The 16,430-nt window shown below is 72.8% G+C and carries 14 protein-coding genes; 7 read left to right on the top strand and 7 right to left on the bottom strand.

Annotated features, from left to right (window positions below):
* Positions 1-85 precede the first annotated feature (85 nt).
* The 4 genes from ACFZBP_RS28730 (at position 86) to ACFZBP_RS28745 (ending at position 4,623) form a co-directional block, all read left to right on the top strand.
* The gene (locus ACFZBP_RS28730) at positions 86-2,041 is read left to right on the top strand and encodes an FUSC family protein (protein ID WP_391417274.1); all 1,956 of its coding nucleotides are present in this window, start codon (positions 86-88) and stop codon (positions 2,039-2,041) included.
* Positions 2,042-2,132: 91 nt separating this feature from the next.
* Positions 2,133-3,497 carry an amidohydrolase family protein gene (locus ACFZBP_RS28735; RefSeq protein ID WP_391417276.1) on the top strand — a complete coding sequence of 455 codons (1,365 nt, stop codon included), beginning with the start codon at positions 2,133-2,135 and terminating at the stop codon, positions 3,495-3,497.
* Between the two features lie 92 nt (positions 3,498-3,589).
* A complete protein-coding gene (locus ACFZBP_RS28740) occupies positions 3,590-4,279 on the top strand; it encodes a DUF899 domain-containing protein (protein WP_383444948.1) in 690 nt (229 codons plus the stop codon).
* A 158-nt stretch (positions 4,280-4,437) separates the two neighbouring features.
* Positions 4,438-4,623 carry a hypothetical protein gene (locus ACFZBP_RS28745; RefSeq protein WP_383444951.1) on the top strand — a complete coding sequence of 62 codons (186 nt, stop codon included), beginning with the start codon at positions 4,438-4,440 and terminating at the stop codon, positions 4,621-4,623.
* Positions 4,624-4,637: 14 nt separating this feature from the next.
* Here the strand turns inward: ACFZBP_RS28745 and ACFZBP_RS28750 are convergent, their stop codons facing one another.
* The 3 genes from ACFZBP_RS28750 to ACFZBP_RS28760 all read right to left on the bottom strand — a co-directional run bounded on the left by ACFZBP_RS28750 (position 4,638) and on the right by ACFZBP_RS28760 (position 8,036).
* On the bottom strand, positions 4,638-6,500 hold the full coding sequence (locus ACFZBP_RS28750; protein ID WP_383445703.1) for an ABC transporter ATP-binding protein: 1,863 nt from the start codon (positions 6,498-6,500) through the stop codon (positions 4,638-4,640).
* A gap of 469 nt (positions 6,501-6,969) precedes the next feature.
* Positions 6,970-7,407 carry a hypothetical protein gene (locus tag ACFZBP_RS28755; protein WP_391417279.1) on the bottom strand — a complete coding sequence of 146 codons (438 nt, stop codon included), beginning with the start codon at positions 7,405-7,407 and terminating at the stop codon, positions 6,970-6,972.
* The gene (locus ACFZBP_RS28760) at positions 7,398-8,036 is read right to left on the bottom strand and encodes an ATP-binding protein (RefSeq protein ID WP_391417281.1); all 639 of its coding nucleotides are present in this window, start codon (positions 8,034-8,036) and stop codon (positions 7,398-7,400) included. Before ACFZBP_RS28760 ends, ACFZBP_RS28755 begins: the two co-directional genes overlap by 10 nt.
* A 300-nt stretch (positions 8,037-8,336) precedes the next feature.
* On the opposite strand from ACFZBP_RS28760, the gene ACFZBP_RS28765 reads away from it, so the two are divergent.
* The 3 genes from ACFZBP_RS28765 (at position 8,337) to ACFZBP_RS28775 (ending at position 10,327) form a co-directional block, all read left to right on the top strand.
* Complete coding sequence (locus ACFZBP_RS28765) at positions 8,337-9,197, top strand: helix-turn-helix domain-containing protein (protein ID WP_383444960.1); 861 nt, start codon at positions 8,337-8,339, stop codon at positions 9,195-9,197.
* A complete protein-coding gene (locus ACFZBP_RS28770) occupies positions 9,198-9,452 on the top strand; it encodes a DUF397 domain-containing protein (RefSeq protein WP_062719140.1) in 255 nt (84 codons plus the stop codon).
* An 86-nt stretch (positions 9,453-9,538) separates the two neighbouring features.
* Positions 9,539-10,327, top strand: a complete 789-nt coding sequence (locus ACFZBP_RS28775) for an SAM-dependent methyltransferase (RefSeq protein WP_391417284.1) — start codon at positions 9,539-9,541, stop codon at positions 10,325-10,327.
* Positions 10,328-10,385: 58 nt separating this feature from the next.
* Here ACFZBP_RS28775 and ACFZBP_RS28780 read toward each other — a convergent pair whose 3' ends face one another.
* From ACFZBP_RS28780 to ACFZBP_RS28795, 4 genes are all read right to left on the bottom strand, one after another.
* Entirely contained in the window at positions 10,386-11,090 is a 705-nt protein-coding gene (locus ACFZBP_RS28780; protein WP_383444966.1) for a dual specificity protein phosphatase family protein, read from the bottom strand.
* A gap of 185 nt (positions 11,091-11,275) precedes the next feature.
* Positions 11,276-12,208 (bottom strand): hypothetical protein, encoded by a 933-nt coding sequence (locus tag ACFZBP_RS28785; RefSeq protein ID WP_391417286.1) that lies wholly within the window; start codon positions 12,206-12,208, stop codon positions 11,276-11,278.
* The gene (locus ACFZBP_RS28790) at positions 12,205-14,535 is read right to left on the bottom strand and encodes a PEP/pyruvate-binding domain-containing protein (protein ID WP_391417288.1); all 2,331 of its coding nucleotides are present in this window, start codon (positions 14,533-14,535) and stop codon (positions 12,205-12,207) included. The genes ACFZBP_RS28785 and ACFZBP_RS28790 overlap by 4 nt, the downstream gene beginning before the upstream one ends.
* A gap of 355 nt (positions 14,536-14,890) precedes the next feature.
* Positions 14,891-16,402, bottom strand: coding sequence for an aminotransferase class I/II-fold pyridoxal phosphate-dependent enzyme (locus tag ACFZBP_RS28795; RefSeq protein ID WP_391417290.1), 1,512 nt, complete (start codon positions 16,400-16,402; stop codon positions 14,891-14,893).
* Positions 16,403-16,430 lie beyond the last annotated feature (28 nt).

Raw genomic sequence — 16,430 nt, forward strand, 5'->3', positions numbered from 1 at the left:
TTCGATCTACGGTGGGCAGCACAGCCCGCCGCCCGGCCACCGTCGCCCGAAGGCACACCCCCGCCCTCGCCCCGACAGGAGCCCCTTGTCCCGCCCCGCACGCCCGGCCCTCGCCCTTCCGCCCTGGCTCGCCCACGCGCTGCGCACCCAGCGTGGACCCGTGCCCTGGAACGCGGTCCTCCGAGGAGCCCTGGCCGCCGGCCCCCTCCTCCTCGCCGCGGTCCTCGCCGACCGCACCTCCCTCGGCGTGGTGGCCGCCATCGCCGCCATGCTCGCCGGAATCAACGACCGTCCGGGCAGCCGCCGCGCCTCAGTCAGGAGGCTCGGAATGCCCGCGCTGGCCGGAGCCGCGGGACTGTTCGTCGGTACGTACGCCGGTGACCACCTCGGCGCCGTCCCGCTCACCCTCCTCCTCACCGGCCTCGGCCTCCTCGCCGGCGGCATCAGCGCCATCGGGTCCGTCGCCTCCGCCGCCGGCACGCAACTCCTGGTCGCCGCCGCCATCGGGGCCGGAATGCCGTTGCCGGACAGCGGGTGGCAGCGGGCGCTCGTCTATCTCGCCGGCGCCGCCTGGCTGCTCGGGCTCCGGCTGGCCCTGCCGACGCCCGGCTCGCTCGTCGGGGACTTCCGCTTCGACGGGGAGCGGGACGCCGTCGCCGATGTGTACGACGCCGTCGCGGACCTCCTCGACGCCGTCGGCACCCAGGACGCGGTCGCCCGCCGCGTCGCGCTCACCGCGGCCCTCGACCACGCGCAGGACGCCCTCACCGGACCCCGGCTCCGGCGGTACGCCTCTTCGTCCGCCGAACGCCGGCTGCACGCGCAGTACGCCGCCGCCCTGCCCCTCGCCGAGGCCGCCACCGCGCTCGCCTGGGCCGGGGAGAGAGTCGCCGAGCGCGCCTCCGAAGGGCCGCGCAGGCTCGCCGCGGCCGTACGCGGCAACACGCACACCGGCCCCCTCCCCGCGCCCTCTCGCTCCGCGCCCGCCCTGCGCGCCCTCGACGACGCCCTGCTGCACGCCGCCGAGGCGTTCGACCGGGGCCGAGGCGACAGCGACCTGCACACCCGGCGTCGCCGTACGGCCAAGGACCGGGTCCGGGCCGTCCTCGGGGCCGGCGGACGGGAGTACGGACTGCGGGTCGCGCTCGGCTTCGGCGCCAGTGCCGCCATCGCCCAGGCCCTGCACCACGCCCAGTGGTACGGCCAGCACGAACACTGGTACTGGCTGCCCGCCACCGCCGTCTTCCTCGTCAAGCCCGACCTCGGCCCGCTCGTGTCCCGGGTGCTCTGCCGGGCCGCCGGCACCGTGCTCGGCGCCCTCCTCTTCGCCGGATTCGCGGCCGTGCTGCCCCGACCCGAGGGCCTCATCGCGCTGGTCGCCCTCAGCGGCGCCCTCATCCCCGTCGCCACCCGCCATTTCGCCGCCCAGACGGCCGTCGTGACCGTGCTGGTACTCGCCCTGGTCATGGTCGGCGGCGAACCACAGGCCTCCGCCAGCCGTATCGGCGAGACCCTGCTGGCCTGCGCGATCGTGCTGGTCGTGGGGCACCTTCCGATGCCGGGCCAACGAGGCGGAGGCGTCCGCGCCCGCGTCGGCGAGGCACACCGGGCCGCGCACGCCTACCTCGCCCATGTTCTGCGCGAGGCGGACGAGGCCGACGGTGCTCACGGTGATCACCTTGGCCGCGTAAGGGATCCCCGCGGGTCGGGCGCCGCCCACGACACCCGCACGGACGCCCGCCCCCTGCGCTGGACGCTCCGTCGCGAGGCCTACCGAGCGCTCGCCGAGGCACGTACCGCCATCGCCCTCGCCGCGGCGGAACTGCCCGCGCTCGCCCGCCACACCGAGGGGGCCGATGACGTCGTCGCCACGCTGGAGCGGCTCGTCGACGCGACCACCGCGTGCGCCGTACACCTCGACGACTCGGGCCGGCTGACGCCGCGGCACGGCGCCCAGCTCACCGAGTTGCTGGCGGAACTCGCGCAGGAGCGGGGACCGGTCGGGCCTCGGCCCCCGACCCGCACCCGGACCGGCGCGTGATCCGACCCGGCCTGCCCGCGCCACCGGGCGACGGCCGCGGGATGCGCGGTTCACCTCACGCGGCCCGACGACCGAGCCGTACGTTGGCGTGATGACGCCTTCTCCCGCACAGGCCCCCGCCGACCTCATCGTCACCGGCTGCACCGTCCTCCTGCACGACGACCAGGAGCGGATCGGGTTCCAGGAGGACGCCGCGATCGTCGTACGCGGCGGTGTCGTCGAGGAGGTGACCACGGCCGACGACGTACGCGACCGGACCGCCGTCGAACGCCTCGACGCGTCGGGCCAGGTGGCCCTCCCCGGCCTCGTCAACTGCCACACCCACGCCCCGATGGTGGCCCTGCGCGGGGTCGCCGAGGACCTGCCCACCGAGGAGTGGTTCAACGACGTCGTCTGGCCGGTCGAGTCCAACCTCACCGAGAAGGACGTGGAGTTGGGGGCGCGGCTCGCCTGCGCCGAGATGATCCGGGGCGGCGTCACCTGCTTCGCCGACCACTACTTCTCGATGGACGCCGTGGCCGCCGTGGTCGAGGAGTGCGGCATCCGGGCCCACCTGGGGGAGGCGTACTTCTCCTCCCAGGGCCCCCGAGGGCGGGAGAAGTCACTGGAGTTCGCGCTGCGGCACCGCGACTCCGCCGACGGCCGGATCACCACCACCCTCGCCCCGCACGCCCCCTACACCGTCGACGACGCCGACCTCTCAGCCACCGCCGAACTCGCCCGCGAGCACGGCCTCCCCGTCCACCTGCACGCCGCCGAGAACCGCGACCAGGCCGAGACCAGCCTCGCCCGCCACGGCGTCACCCCGATCGAGGTGCTCCGGCGCACCGGGATCCTCGACACCGACGTCCTCATCGCGCACGGCACCGGCATCCTCGACCGTGACCTGCCGATCCTGCGGGACGCCTCCGGCCGTACGGCCGTCGCGACCGCGCCCCGCGGCTACCTCAAGTTCGCCTGGCCCACCACCACACCCGTCCGGGCCCTGCACGACATCGGTGTCCCCGTCGGCCTCGCCACGGACGGCGCCGCCTCCAACAACTCCCTCGACGTCTGGGAGTCGATGGCCCTCACCGCCCTCGTCCAGAAGTCGACCACGGGCGACCCCCGCTGGCTGACCTCCCGTCAAGCCCTGCACCACGCCACTCTCCAGAGCGCCCGCGCCCTCGGCCTCGGCGACATCCTCGGCACCCTCGCCCCCGGCCGCCGCGCCGACCTCATCCTCGTCGACCTCACCGGCCCCCACACCCAGCCGGTCCACGACCTCGCCGCCACCCTGGTCCACAGCGCCCGCTCCTCCGACGTCCGCACGACGATCGTGAACGGCCGGATCCTGATGCGCGACCGGGAGCTGCTGACGATCGACGTGCCCGCGGTGGTGAGGGAGCTGGGGGAGAGGCTCCCGGCGCTCCTGGACCGCGGCCACGGCGGGCGGATCCAGGAATACGACACCTGAGAAGTCCTCCGAAAAACTTCCGCACCCCGCGATGAGTTCCGCCCCGCCCACCGGTCACCACCCGGAACGGACCGTTGCGAGGAGGGGCGTCCATGTCGCTTCCGGAGGTCGTGTCGCGGGCGCGGTGGCGCGCGGCACGTGAGGAACTGCTGGTCAAGGAGAAGGCGGTCACGCGTGCGCGTGATGCGCTCAACGCCGAGCGGCGCAGACTGCCGATGGTCGAGGTGGAGGAGGAGTACGTCTTCGAGGGCGGTGACGGCAAGGCCGCCCTGCTCGATCTGTTCGAGGGGCGGGGCCAACTCGTCGTCTACCACTTCATGTTCGCCCCGGAATGGGACGCCGGATGCCGCAGTTGCTCGGGATTCCTCGACCAGATCGGGCATCTGGCGCACCTCAAGGCGCGCGGCACGACCCTCGTCGCCGTGTCCAGGGCGCCGTACACGAAGATCCTTCCCTTCAAGGCGCGCATGGGCTGGACCGTGCCTTGGTACTCGTCGTACGGCAGCGACTTCAACCACGACTTCGAGGTGACCCTGGAGCACGAGGGCGAGCTGGTGGAACGGCCCGGTGTCAGCTGCTTCCTGCGGGAGCGGGACCGGGTCTTCCACACCTACTCGACCTATGAGCGCGGTCTGGACGGGCTGGGCTCGACCACCGGCTTCCTGGACCTCACCGCGCTCGGCCGGCAGGAGGAGTGGGAGGAGCCCAAGGGGCGTGCGTCGGCCCTTGGGGCGCCTGCGGGCAGTGAGCGCATCCGGTATCACGACGAGTACGAGGACTGACACGGGGCGTAGCGGTGGATCATCGAGGGTGAGCGCATGCTCACCCATCGCGCTGAACGAGTGTCAACTACGTCTCAGTCCCGTCACCGGGCGAGGCGATTCATCTCCGGCAGGCGTTAACTCCTACAAGTACGAACGACGCTGATCGGAGGTGCAGGATGCTGAACGGGCGAACCGTGCTCGAACGCTTTCCCGCGGGCGGGCCGCGGGGTTCGTGGCCGGCGGAGGAGTTCGCACACGCGCGGCGGATGGAGGGCCTGGCCGCCGAGGTCGTCATGGACCTCGCGACGGACGCCTTCCTGGTGATCGTCCGCGGTGACGTCCCGGTCGACGCCGCCGCCTGAGCCGACCGCGGGCGTCAGCCCGCCTTCGGCGCGGGCACCCGCGAGGTGAACTGCTCCGCCTGGAGCGAGTAGAGCTCCGCGTAGACACCACCCGTGGCCAGCAGCTCGTCGGGCGTGCCGGACTCCACGAGCCGGCCCTGGTCGAGGACGTGCACCAGATCGGCGTGGCGGACGGACGCCAGCCGGTGCGTGATGAGGACGACCGTCTGCCCGGTGGAGGCGAGGGCACGGATCTTCTCGAAGACCTCAAGCTCGGCCCGCGCGTCCAGCGCCGCCGTCGGCTCGTCCACGATCAGGATGCGACCACGCCGGTACGCCGCCCGGGCGATGCCCAGCCGCTGCCACTGCCCGCCGGACAGCTCGTGGCCGCCGCTGAAGTTGCGCGCCAGCAGGGTGTCCAGCCCGCGCGGCAGATCGGCCACCACGTCCTCGGCCCCGGCCTCGCCCAGCGAGGCGGCCAGCCGTTCCTCGGTGAGCGGCGCGGAGGAGCGGCCCACGGCGACGTTGACCCGGGCGGTGAACGGCCAGCGCTTGAAGTCCTGGGCCACCATCGCGATGCGCTCGGCGAGCTCGTGCCGGTCGGCGGTCGCCGCGTCGACGTCGTCCCAGAGGATGCGGCCCCGGTCCGGGGTGTAGAGCCCCGCCAGCAGCTTCACCAGGGTCGTCTTCCCGGAGCCGTTCTCGCCGACCAGCGCGACGATCCGGCCGAGCGGCAGGGTGAGCGTGACGTCGTCCAGGGCGGGACGGGCGGACTCCCCGGGGTAACTGAAGCCGACCTTCTCGAACCGGATCTCCGTCGGATCCTCGGGCAGCGCGACCCCGCCCACCGGAATCGCCCGCTCGGCGGCCTCGACGTACAGCCGCTGGAGATCGCCCACGAAGAGGGCCTCCTCATGGAGCGCGTTGACCTCCAGGACGAGGCTGTCGAGGCTGGAGGAGCCGGTGCGGATCGCGATGACGGCCGTACCCGCCACGGAGAGCGCCATCGCGCCGCCCAGCAGCAGCCCGCCCAGCGTCGCGTACGTCGCGACGGTCGCGAGCCCCGTCCACGCCGCCGCGATCAGCCCCGTACGCGCCGCCAGCCGGGCCAGCCGCGCCTGCTCCGCCTCCGCCGTCTCCGACATCGCCCGGTAGTGCCGCAGCAGGAAGGGCCCGACGCCGTGCACGCGGATCTCGGGCGCGGCGGCCGGCTCGGTCAGCAGCCCGCTGATCAGGTGGCCGGCCCGGGAGTGCTGCACCCAGGTGTGGAAGGACTCGTAGCGGCGCCGGGCATTGGTCAGGGCGCTCCAGGCGCTGGGCAGCGTCATGGTCGCGAGGAGGGGCAGCAGGGCGGGATGCAGCACGGTGAGCACACCCGCCGCGGCGATCAGCGAGATGGCCGCGTTCACGACCCGCGTGCTGTAGGAGATCATGCGCCGGGCGGACCCGGCCCCGTACTGCGCGGTGTCCAGCAGCTTGTGAAAGGCGTGGTCCTCGATCGCGGCCAGCTCCACCGCCGCCGCCCGCTCCAGGTACAGCTCGGTCGCCACCCGCTCCACCTTGGGTTCCAGCCGCCCCGTGGCATACGTGGACGCCGCCCGCAGCAACGTCGAGACCACCATCACCGCCGCCATCGCGACCAGCGCGGGAACGGCACCCCGTAAACGCTCCTCCAGCGACCCGCCCCCGATCAGCCGCCCCAGCACACTGTTCACGGCGAGCAGCCCCACCGCCTGCCCCAGCCCCCGCCCCACCTCGGCCACCAGCACCGTCCGCGCCGCCCGCCGGTCGGCCTGCCACGCGAGCCGGAAACTCGACGCCAACAACGACGGCAGCCGCGTCACCATCGCCCGGAAGTTCAGCTCCAGAAAGGCGTCTCGATGCTGGTTCCACCCCATGTCGTACCGCAGCGGCCCCCCGAACAACAGCCGCTCCGACTCCGAAACCCCAGCCCCACCAACACCACGCTTCTTCCCCACCACACACCCTCCCCCGACCGACGGAGGGCCACTATGGCGGGAGGGGCGCGAGCAGGGGAGGGCGCGAGAGAGCCCGGCAGGTGCGCGCCGGGCGTATGCGGTCAGCTCTCAACCCGGACCGGCATCCTCCAGCCCGTCCGGCGATTGAGCACGAGGCCCGAAGGCCCGACGGTTTCAGCCCGTCCGGCGTTTGAGGACAAGGCTCGAGGGGCCGACGGTTTCAGCTCGTCCGGCGTTTGAGCACGAGGCCCGCAGGGCCCGATGGTTTCAGCCCGTCCGGCGTTTGAGGACGAGGCCTGCGGGGCCGACAGCGGGGTCGAAGGGGCGGAGCCCCTTCAAGGGAGGGGACGGGTAGGGGCGGCGGGGGCGAGGAAACGACAGTGAAGCCCTAGGCCGAGATCTGCCGAGACCACGACGGCGTAATCCCCATCACCCGGCACAACGCCAGATACAGCGGAATCGGCGGCGTATAAGGCACCGACCCCTCAGGCCGATGAATCAACCGAGGAGTGTCCAGCACCACCGCCCCCGTCGAGTACCGCACAGCCTCCGGCCACTCCAACGCGTAGTCGGAATCCGACGGCACGATCCACCACCAGTGCGCCTCGTCGGCGTACACACACCCCACCCGAGGCAACCGAGGCATGACCAGCGGCCCGAACCGCGCCGGCACCGCCACCGCGTCACACCCCAACGGCGCCGTCATCCCGTCCGGCACGGCCAGCCGCCGAGGCACACTCGAAGCGGCGGGCAACGCCCGGCGCAGACGGACCAGCGAATCCAGACTCAACACCCGACCGCCGCCGGACACGCCCCTCACAGCCATGCGGCCCCCGTTCCCCTGCCGTACCGCGCCTGCGCCTCGTCCTCGTCGCCCGACCCTCCGGACGGCCCCGGCTTGGGCCGTGACCCCCACCCGAGATCGTTGTACGGCCCCGTGCCGGCGCCGGAAGCGTCGGCAAACCCGGCGGCACGCGCCAGATCGGCCCAGACCACAAGACCGGCCCCCTGCTCATGGGCCCCCCACGCATGGCACAGGGCGTCGATGAGAAGCAGCCCCCGGCCGTGCTCGTCCTCGGGGCGCGCGGCCAGCGGGTGCGGTTCACCCGGCGCGCACCCTTCGTCACGTACGGCTATTCGCACCAGGTCGGCACCGTCGTGCAACTCGCACACGATGTGCTCGCTCGCGGTGTGCACGATCGCGTTGGTGACCAGCTCGGACACGACCAGCGCAGCCGTGTCGCAGGTGTCCTCGCACACCGCCCAGCCGTTCAGCCGCGCCCTGGTCAGGCGTCTGGCCTGCGCGGGCGAACCCGGATGCGCGGCCAGTTCGAAGCGGAACCGGCGCTCGGCGGCGGCGCCCCGCTGGGGCCCGACCGCCGGGGCGGCACCGAGGCCGTGGGGGGCCGCGGCGGCGTCTGTTCCTAAGGGCGGGGACGGAATCACGCTTGCCACTATCGCCCCGCCGTGAACACTTGGCAAGTGTCACTCTGAAAATTGCAGAGTGCTGTGTGACTCTCTGGAAGGCCGTGGCACACTGCTGGCAACAGCATGTCGAACGGCGCCAGTTGGGATCACCGAGGATCGGCCGGTTCTGCCGAGACCCTCGATAGGTCTTCGAATGGCGCCGTCGGCCTGTCAGGATTCAGCCGGTCTGTCAGGATTCGGTCGACCGGTCAGGATTCAGCCGGCCGGCCAGGGTCCGGCCGGCCTGTCAGGTTCAGTCGATGGGATTTCGTTTCGTGGAGGTGGAGCGTGAGCGAGCCGCGGTCCGCGCCTACGGTCGGCCAGGTCGTCCTCGGTCGACGCCTGCTCGACCTGCGTGAACGCGCCGGGCTGAAGCGCGAGGAGGCCGCCCGCGTCCTGCGCGTCGCCCCCGCCACGGTCCGCCGTATGGAAATGGCCGAGGTCGGGCTGAAGATCCCGTACCTCCAGCTGCTCCTGAAGGCCTACGGCATCTCCGACGAGGAGGCCGAGGCCTTCGTGCAGCTGGCCGAGGAGGCCAACAAACCCGGCTGGTGGCAGCGGTTCCACGACATCCTGCCCGGCTGGTTCTCGATGTACGTCAGCCTGGAGGGCGCCGCCAGCCTCATCCGGTCGTACGACCCCCACTTCGTGCCCGGCCTGCTCCAGACCGAGGACTACGCGCGCGGAGTGCTGAGATCGGGCGCCATCGGCCAGACCAGCCCCGACGACATCGAGGGCCATGTCGCCCTGCGCATGCAACGTCAGCAGTTGCTCACCCGGGAGGACGCACCCCGGCTGTGGGTCGTGATGGACGAGACCGTACTGCGCCGCCAGGTGGGCGGCCCGGAGGTGATGCGTGCCCAGATCGACCGGTTGCTCGAGGCCACGAAGCTGCCCAACGTGACGTTGCAGGTGGCCCCGTTCGCGAACGGGCCGCACCCCGGCACGTACGGGCCCTTCGTGCTGTTCCGATTTGCCATGTCAGAACTGCCGGACATGGTCTACAGCGAGTACCTGACCGGCGCCGTCTACCTCGACGCGCGCACCGAGGTGGCGACCCACCTGGAGGTCATGGACCGCATGGCGGCGCAGGCCGCTACGGCACATCGCACGAAGGGGATCCTCCGGGATCTCCGCAAGGAGCTGTGAATGGATCGCATCAAGCCGCGCATACAGGTCTACAACGGCATGCCCGCGCGGGACTTGGGCAGCGAAGGCTGGCACAAGCCGTGGAGCGGCGGCAACGGAGGCAACTGCCTGGAGGCGATGAAGCTCGCCGACGGCCGGATCGCCGTCCGTCAGTCGACCGACCCGGACGGGCCGGCGCTGATCTACACCTCGGCCGAGATGACGGCGTTCATCGAGGGCGCCAAGGCGGGGGAGGCGGACTTCCTTCTCTCCTGAGCCGCTTGAGTCACTTGCCTGCCTGAGCCGTAACTACCTTGATCTGGTGCTTAGTTGATAATTCTTTGCGTCTTACGGAGTGCCTCATGACTGCGATCGACACCAGCAAGCCGCATCCCGCGCGGATGTACGACTGGTATCTCGGCGGCAAGGACAACTACCCCGTCGACGAGGCCATGGGGCAGCAGATGCTCGCCCTCGACCCACGCGTCCCGGTGATGGCGCGGGTCAACCGGGCGTTCATGCACCGCGCCACCCGCTGGCTGGCCAAGAACGGCGTACGCCAGTTCCTGGACATCGGCACCGGAATCCCGACCGAGCCGAACCTGCATCAGATCGCCCAGGGGATCGCCCCCGACGCTCGCGTCGTCTACTGCGACAACGACCCCATCGTGCTGGCCCACGCCGCCGCCCTGCTGCGCGGCACGGAGGAGGGCGTCACCGAGTACCTGCAGGCCGATGTGCGCGATCCGCACGCCATCGTCGAGGGTGCCCGGAAGATCCTGGACTTCAGCCGTCCGGTGGCCCTCTCCCTCGTCGCGCTGCTGCACTTCGTCCCCGACGAGGACGGCGCGCACGAACTGGTCAGCCGGCTGCTGTCCGAACTCCCCTCGGGCAGCTACCTGGTGATGTCCCACGCGACCGCCGACTTCACTCCCGAGGAGTCGAAGGCGGCGACCGAGAAGCTGAAGGCGGCCGGCGTCACGCTGGCCCTGCGCTCCCGCGAGGAGTTCACCCGTTTCTTCGACGGCCTCGAACTCGTCGAGCCCGGCGTCGAGGTGCCCCACCACTGGCACGCTGAGCTGGGGGAACCGGTGCCCGGGCAGGACGACGGCGTCATTCCCGGGTACGGGGCGGTGGGGCGTAAGCCCTAGGCGCGTTACCGGAGGTACCCGCTGGGCGTCATCGGCTGGGCGTACTCACCGGGCATGGCTACAGGTACGACATGATGCGCCGCGGAGCGTCCACCAGACGGCTGACGACCACGACCGGTAGCGGAGGCTGCTCCGCCTTGGCCGGGCTGAGGTTCAGCCCGTAGTAGATCTGCTCGATCGACGGCGGTCCGACCGCGAGGTTGCGCCGGACCGCCTGCGACGGCGACTCCTCGCCGGTGTTCACGAGGTAGGCGGCGACCATCGCGCCCGTACGGCCGACTCCCGCGCCGCAGTGCACGAACACCGGGCCGGAGGACGAGGTGACGGTGCGCAGGAAGTTCTGCACCTGCTGGGGTGACGGCGTCTGTCCGTCGCGGATCGGCATGCGTACGGCCGTCAGTCCGGCCTTGCCCGGTTCGGCCAGCTGGGCCGCGCTCAGGTTCTCGGCGCGCAGGTCCACCACGGTGGTGATGCCCATGCCCGCAAGCGCCCGGTAACCGGCGGGGGAGGGGGCGGAGCCCCGCCACAGGCGGCCGTCGCGGTCCACCGGCTGGAAGTGGTTCACGCCCTGGACGCTGCGGGTTCCGACGGGGGCCGCGGTCTCTTGTCGGGCCAGGTACGACATGCCCAGGACGCTGCCCGCGCCCACGGCCCACAGGACGAGATAGCCGATGAGGAGGCCCACGAGGATCCGCAGGGCGCGCTGGGGGAGCGGGCGGCGGCGGACGGCAGGGCGGGGCAGGGTTGCGCTGAGAACAGCCATGAGCGACCCGGGGGACTAGGGGACGAGGGCGCAATTGGCAGAGTACCCCCGGCTTCGTGATCAATGGGTACTTTGTCCGTTTATGCGATGTATCTCACGTGGGCTTGCCTGGACTCGCGTGTACTCACACGTGTTCGCGCGCTGGCGTGGGCTCGCGGCCGCGTTCGGCCGCCGTCGCGTTCGGCTCAGTCGTCGTCCGCGTCCGCGTCACCCACGGCGACCACCGTGAGATGGGCCTGGTCCAGCGTCGCGTCCTCCAGGCAGCCGCGCAGTCGCATCAGGTTGTGCTCGGTGAGCGCGGGCCGTACGACCCCGGCGAACAGGCCATCGCCGAGGTCGCCCAGGGCCACGTGGCGCAGCGGGACGGACGTGGAGTCCCGGCAGGCCGTCCAGATCTGCTGGGCGGCGAGCGAGCGCCGCGCGGCCGACAGGTCGGCGCCCCGCAGGTCGACGTGGACGACCACGGAGGTCACCTCACTGTCGTTGGCCTCCTCCTCACGGGTCTGGGTGAGGTCGGCGAGCCCCACGATCAGCGCGGTGAGCAGGGCGGCGCCGACGACGGCGACGACGGTCCGGCGTGCGGTACGGCTCCGGGAGGTCCCGGCACCCAGCGCAGGCAGGTCGTCCTGGTCGTCCAGGGCCTGCGCCGGTTCGAACGGGCCGTCGGGGGCGGCGAGGACGGCCAGCCGTCCGGCCAGGCGTCGCTCGGCCGGCCTGGCCGTGGCCGACGCGAGCTTCTGCACCACCCAGGCGAGCCCGGACAGCGCCACCCCGGCGACCATCAGCACCGGCACGAAGACATACGACCGTTCCGCCGGGTCCTCCAGCCAGCGGAACCGCGTCTCCTCGCGCGCCGCGGCCGGCTCCCGCAGCCGCGTCAGCACGTCCTCCGTGCGGGCGTCCAGCTCCCGCTGTCGCCGGTCGTTGTCACGCAACCGCTCCTCGATCCGGCTCAGCCGCCCCAGCGTCACCAGGCCGAACAGCATCACCTCGACGACCAGCAGCAACACACCGCAGATCATCGCCCGCTGCCACTGCCAGCGGTACAGATAGACGATCAGATAGGTGCCCGCGCCGGTGGCGACCACCGCTCCGAAGACGTACGCGATCTTCCTCATGACACGTCCCCCAGTCGTACGTCACCGGCCGTCCCGTCGACGGTGAGGCGGGAGCCGGGCGGGAAACGGTGTACGGCGTCCGCGGCGCCGACGACCGCGGGGAGCCCGAACTCCCTTGCCAGAACGGCCAGATGGGACAACGGGCTGCCGGTCTGGGCGACCAGGCCGGTGAGGCCGGGCAGCAGCGGGGCGAGCGCGGGGTCCAGGGTGCGTACGACCAGGACGGCGTCCGTCGGCCGGGGACCCGTGCCGTCCCACACGGTCCCGACGACCCGGCCGGCGGACACGCCCCGCATGCCTCCACCCCGGTCGCCCCCGCGCTCGGCGACCACGACGTGACCGTCCGCGAGTCGGAACGCGTCCGGCAGCGGGGGCGACTCCGGCCGCGGCACGCGCGCGTGGAGGTCGCCGGGCACGGCGCCGCCGCCCAGCACGGCGACCAGCTCCGACCACCGCAACAGTCCGACCCGCTCCCTCGGGATCCCCAGTCGCCGCGCCACCTCGTGCACGAGCCGCACCTGCAGCTCCTGCACCCAGCGGATGCGGAGCCGGAGGGCTTCGCGGGGCGGGAGGGCGGTGAGGGAGGCGCGGGAGGTGAGGGGAGCGGCTGGGTGAGGGGAGGTGCGGGATGCGGCTGGGCGAGGGGAGGTGCGGGGTGCGGGGGTGGGAGGGGAGGTCCGGGAGTTCGCGGGGTGGGCGGTCGGGCGGACGGCGACGGCGGCACTCGTAGGGACGCTGGGTCCTGCCGGGCCGGGAGCTTCGTTCGTGGGGGCGCTCGGCCGTGCCGGGCCGATGGCGGGACGGTGGCCGCCGTCGACCTGACTCGGCGCGGACGCCTCCGGCAGCCGTCCCCGTGCGCGCAGGCTCGGGGCCGTGAGGGCGAGGGTCACGGGGTGGGTGGCGGTCACCTGATCGTCGGGTATGCCCAGGGCGCGGGCCTCGGCCAGGGCCGTGAGAGCCGCGCCGGCCGCCGTGCGGCTGTCGGGCGGTTCGTCGAGGAGGGCGCCGGCGAGGGCCTCCTGGGCGTGCAGGGAGACCAGGACCCGGCGGGTCCAGCGGAGCTCGGCGGCCAGCGCGGGGGCGGAGAGTTCCGCGGGCGACGGGACCTCGGCGAGGTGGCGGTCCACGTCGGCGGCCAGGTCGGTCGCCAGTCCGGGAAGAGAGGACACCAGGCGGCCCACCCGCCAGGCCGCGCCGAGCCTGCGCGCTCCGGGCGCCGGGTTGAGCAGCGCGAGCCAGCGGTGCCGGGGCGGGACGGCGCCGAGGAGACGCAGGTCGGCTGCGGCACGCCCGCCCACGGTCGTGACCACCGGCAGCGACCTCAGCAGCCGGCGTGGCGCGGTGCCCCCGATGTCGAGCGCGGCGGCGAGTCCGCGGGCCATCGGCGCCACCCACAGGTCCCCCTCCAGCGGCGCCAGCTGCTCCGGCAGAGTCTCCGCCACCGGCCCCGGCCCGAGCAGCCGCGCCCCACGTGCCGGTCGCGCCGCCATCGCGGTGATCGGCCGGCTCTGGAACAGCCACAGCCGACCGTCCGCGTCAAACCCGAACTCGACGTCCTGCGGCCCCCCGAAGACCCGCCGGACCCGTCGCGCGAGCCGCGCCAGCCGGAACAGCTGGCCGCGCGTGAGCGGCCCGCCGTTCGCCTGGGCCTGCGTCCACGGAGCCCGCGAAGACTCGCTCCGCAAGAGGCGTCCACGCCCGCTCAGCCAGTAGTCGGTGCCCGCCTGCGCGCCGCTGACCAGGCTGTCCGGCCCGCCGCGCACCGCGCTGACCAGGATCCGGTCGGCCCGCCCCGCCACCGGGTCGGCACCGAACATCACACCGCCGACCCGTGCCGCGAGCATCGGCTGCACCAGTACCGCCATGGGCGCCGTGGACCCGTCGGGCCGGTGCGCCGAGTCGAGCACGGTCTGTACGGCCGTACGGAATTCCGCCCAGCCGCGGACGTCGAGCACCGACGTGAACTGGCCCGCCAGGGACGACTCGGCCGTGTCCTCCTGGGGCGACGAGGACCGTACGACGAGCGGATGGGCGCCGTTGTCGGACAGATCGTCCCAGGCGCGCCGCAGGGCGACCGTGTCGCCGCCGGCGCGGTCCGGGATCACGAACCCGGGCAGTACGGGCAGCCCGGCGCGGGCCGCGCGGGCGAGGTTCGCGGCCTTGGAGCCGAGGGAACGGGGGAGCGCGGTGCCGGGCTGGTCCAGTGGGACCACGGGGCGAAGTCCGTGCTCCGGGCCGTATGCCTCGACCGGGCCGAGGGCGAAGTCGTTTCGGTGCTCGTCCCCGTCGCGCGCACCTTCTCCGTGACGTTCGTCGAGCGTCGTCATCGAACACCCTCCAGGACCGACCGCCAACAGGGGGGACGCGCCGGGGTGGCCCTGCGCCTGACGACGGAACGAAGGATGGGGGCGAGCCGGCTACCGGCCCGGGCCCATCTCCGGGTGCGGTGACAGCACGCCTCCTGCTCCGATGATCCCACTCCTGTTCGCATCCATGTAGCCCAGAAGCCACTTTTCGGACATGCGGGAGAACAAATCAGAATGCAGCAGTATGCCGGGACGGGGCAACTCGTCCACGGGCAGCAGTCGGCGGCGGTCCTGGGCTCCTCCCTGGGCAGGATCCGGCCGTGCGCGGCTCCTCCCCAGTCAGGAGGCCGGGATCCCGGCGCGGCAGGCCCGCACGTCAGTCACCCGCCGGCGGCAGCACCCCGCACAGCGCCTCCAGCGCCGCCCCGTACGCATGCTCCGAGGGCGTCGCACAGCCCACGACGATGCCGTCGCGGACCGGCATGTCCGCTTCCGCGGTGTCCTGTTCCGCGGCGTCCGGGTGCCGGAACTCGGCGAGGCCGTCGAGGGCGATGCCCTGCCAGGTGGCCGCCTTGACCGTGGACCGCTCGGTGCCGGGCGGCAGCCGCAGCACCGCGTGGAGTCCGGCGGCCACACCGGTGACCTCGATGTGCGGCGCGTGCGTGGCGAGGGCGGCCACGAGACGGTCGCGGCGACGGCGATAGCGCTGCCGCATCCGCCGTACATGACGGTCGTACGCCCCGGAGGCGATGAAGTCGGCGAGGCCCAGCTGGTCGAGGCCGCTCGCCCATGCCTCACGCTCGCCCTTGGCCGCCAGCACGTCGCCGACGTACCGCTCCGGCAGCACCATCCACCCGAGCCGCACGGCCGGCGACAGGCTCTTGCTGACCGAGCCCATGAAGATCACCCGCTCCGGATCGAGGCCCTGGACGGCACCGACGGGCTTGCGGTCGTAGCGGAACTCCCCGTCGTAGTCGTCCTCCAGCACCACGCCTCCCCGCGCGCGTGCCCAGTCGATCACGGCGGCCCGGCGCTCGGGGTGCAGCGGGCCGCCGGTCGGGAACTGGTGCGCGGGCGTGAGCAGCACGGCCCGCTCGCGTCCCAGCAGGTCGACGCGGGCGCCGTCCTCGTCGAGGGGGAGCGGTACGGTCCGTACGCCCGCGGCGGCGAGCAGCTCCCGGTGGAAGCCCAGCCCGTACGCCTCCACGGCCAGCGGACCGCGCAGCACACCACCGCCCCCGCTCCTGTCCGGCCCGAACAGCAGCCGCAGGGCGTGCGCGAACCCGGAGCAGATCACGATCCGACCGGGTTCGGTACGCACGCCACGCGCGCGTGCCAGGTACTCGGTGAGGGCCTCCCGCAACTCCACCCGCCCGGCGGGGTCACCGGGCCCGAAGGCCTCGTTCGGCGCCTGCTGCAGGGCCCGTCGGTAGGAGGTCAGCCAGGCGGCGCGCGGGAACGCCGAGGCGTCGGGCGTGCCCTGCCTGAGGTCGTGCCGGGGTCCACGCACGCGTGGAGGCGCCTTGCGCGGCACCCGCTCGGCCCGTCGCAGGGGCTCGGTGCGCTCGGCCACCCTCGTCCCCGAGCCCTGCCGCGCGGTGAGCCATCCTTCGGCGACCAGTTCCGCGTACGCGTCGGCCACGGTGTTGCGGGCGATGCCGAGGTCGGCGGCGAGCGAGCGGTACGGCGGCAGCCTGGTGCCGGGCGCGAGCCGGCCCTCACGCACGGCGTCACGCAGCGCGCGGGTCAACGCGGCCCGCCGCCCGCCCGGACCGGAGGCCCCGGACGGCTCGGACAGATCCAGATGCAGGTCGGCGCCGATCCGTGCCGCCGAGTCGACCCACGAGTCGCCCGCCGGGTCCTCCGAATTGACCCACGATTTCGCCATGGAAATGAACCCTACAGACGGTCTTTTC

The organism is Streptomyces sp. NPDC008086 (assembly GCF_042957325.1).
GTDB lineage: Bacteria > Actinomycetota > Actinomycetes > Streptomycetales > Streptomycetaceae > Streptomyces.

What these genes read in the sequence shown, in the direction of transcription:
- ACFZBP_RS28745 (WP_383444951.1), top strand. Translation starts at nt 4,438, where the DNA reads ATGCTGAACGGGCGAACCGTGCTCGAACGCTTTCCCGCGGGCGGGCCG.
- ACFZBP_RS28775 (WP_391417284.1), top strand. Translation starts at nt 9,539, where the DNA reads ATGACTGCGATCGACACCAGCAAGCCGCATCCCGCGCGGATGTACGAC.
- ACFZBP_RS28755 (WP_391417279.1), bottom strand. Translation starts at nt 7,407, where the DNA reads ATGGCTGTGAGGGGCGTGTCCGGCGGCGGTCGGGTGTTGAGTCTGGAT.
- ACFZBP_RS28795 (WP_391417290.1), bottom strand. Translation starts at nt 16,402, where the DNA reads ATGGCGAAATCGTGGGTCAATTCGGAGGACCCGGCGGGCGACTCGTGG.
- ACFZBP_RS28735 (WP_391417276.1), top strand. Translation starts at nt 2,133, where the DNA reads ATGACGCCTTCTCCCGCACAGGCCCCCGCCGACCTCATCGTCACCGGC.
- ACFZBP_RS28770 (WP_062719140.1), top strand. Translation starts at nt 9,198, where the DNA reads ATGGATCGCATCAAGCCGCGCATACAGGTCTACAACGGCATGCCCGCG.
- ACFZBP_RS28785 (WP_391417286.1), bottom strand. Translation starts at nt 12,208, where the DNA reads ATGAGGAAGATCGCGTACGTCTTCGGAGCGGTGGTCGCCACCGGCGCG.
- ACFZBP_RS28740 (WP_383444948.1), top strand. Translation starts at nt 3,590, where the DNA reads ATGTCGCTTCCGGAGGTCGTGTCGCGGGCGCGGTGGCGCGCGGCACGT.
- ACFZBP_RS28790 (WP_391417288.1), bottom strand. Translation starts at nt 14,535, where the DNA reads ATGACGACGCTCGACGAACGTCACGGAGAAGGTGCGCGCGACGGGGAC.
- ACFZBP_RS28750 (WP_383445703.1), bottom strand. Translation starts at nt 6,500, where the DNA reads ATGGGGTGGAACCAGCATCGAGACGCCTTTCTGGAGCTGAACTTCCGG.
- ACFZBP_RS28780 (WP_383444966.1), bottom strand. Translation starts at nt 11,090, where the DNA reads ATGGCTGTTCTCAGCGCAACCCTGCCCCGCCCTGCCGTCCGCCGCCGC.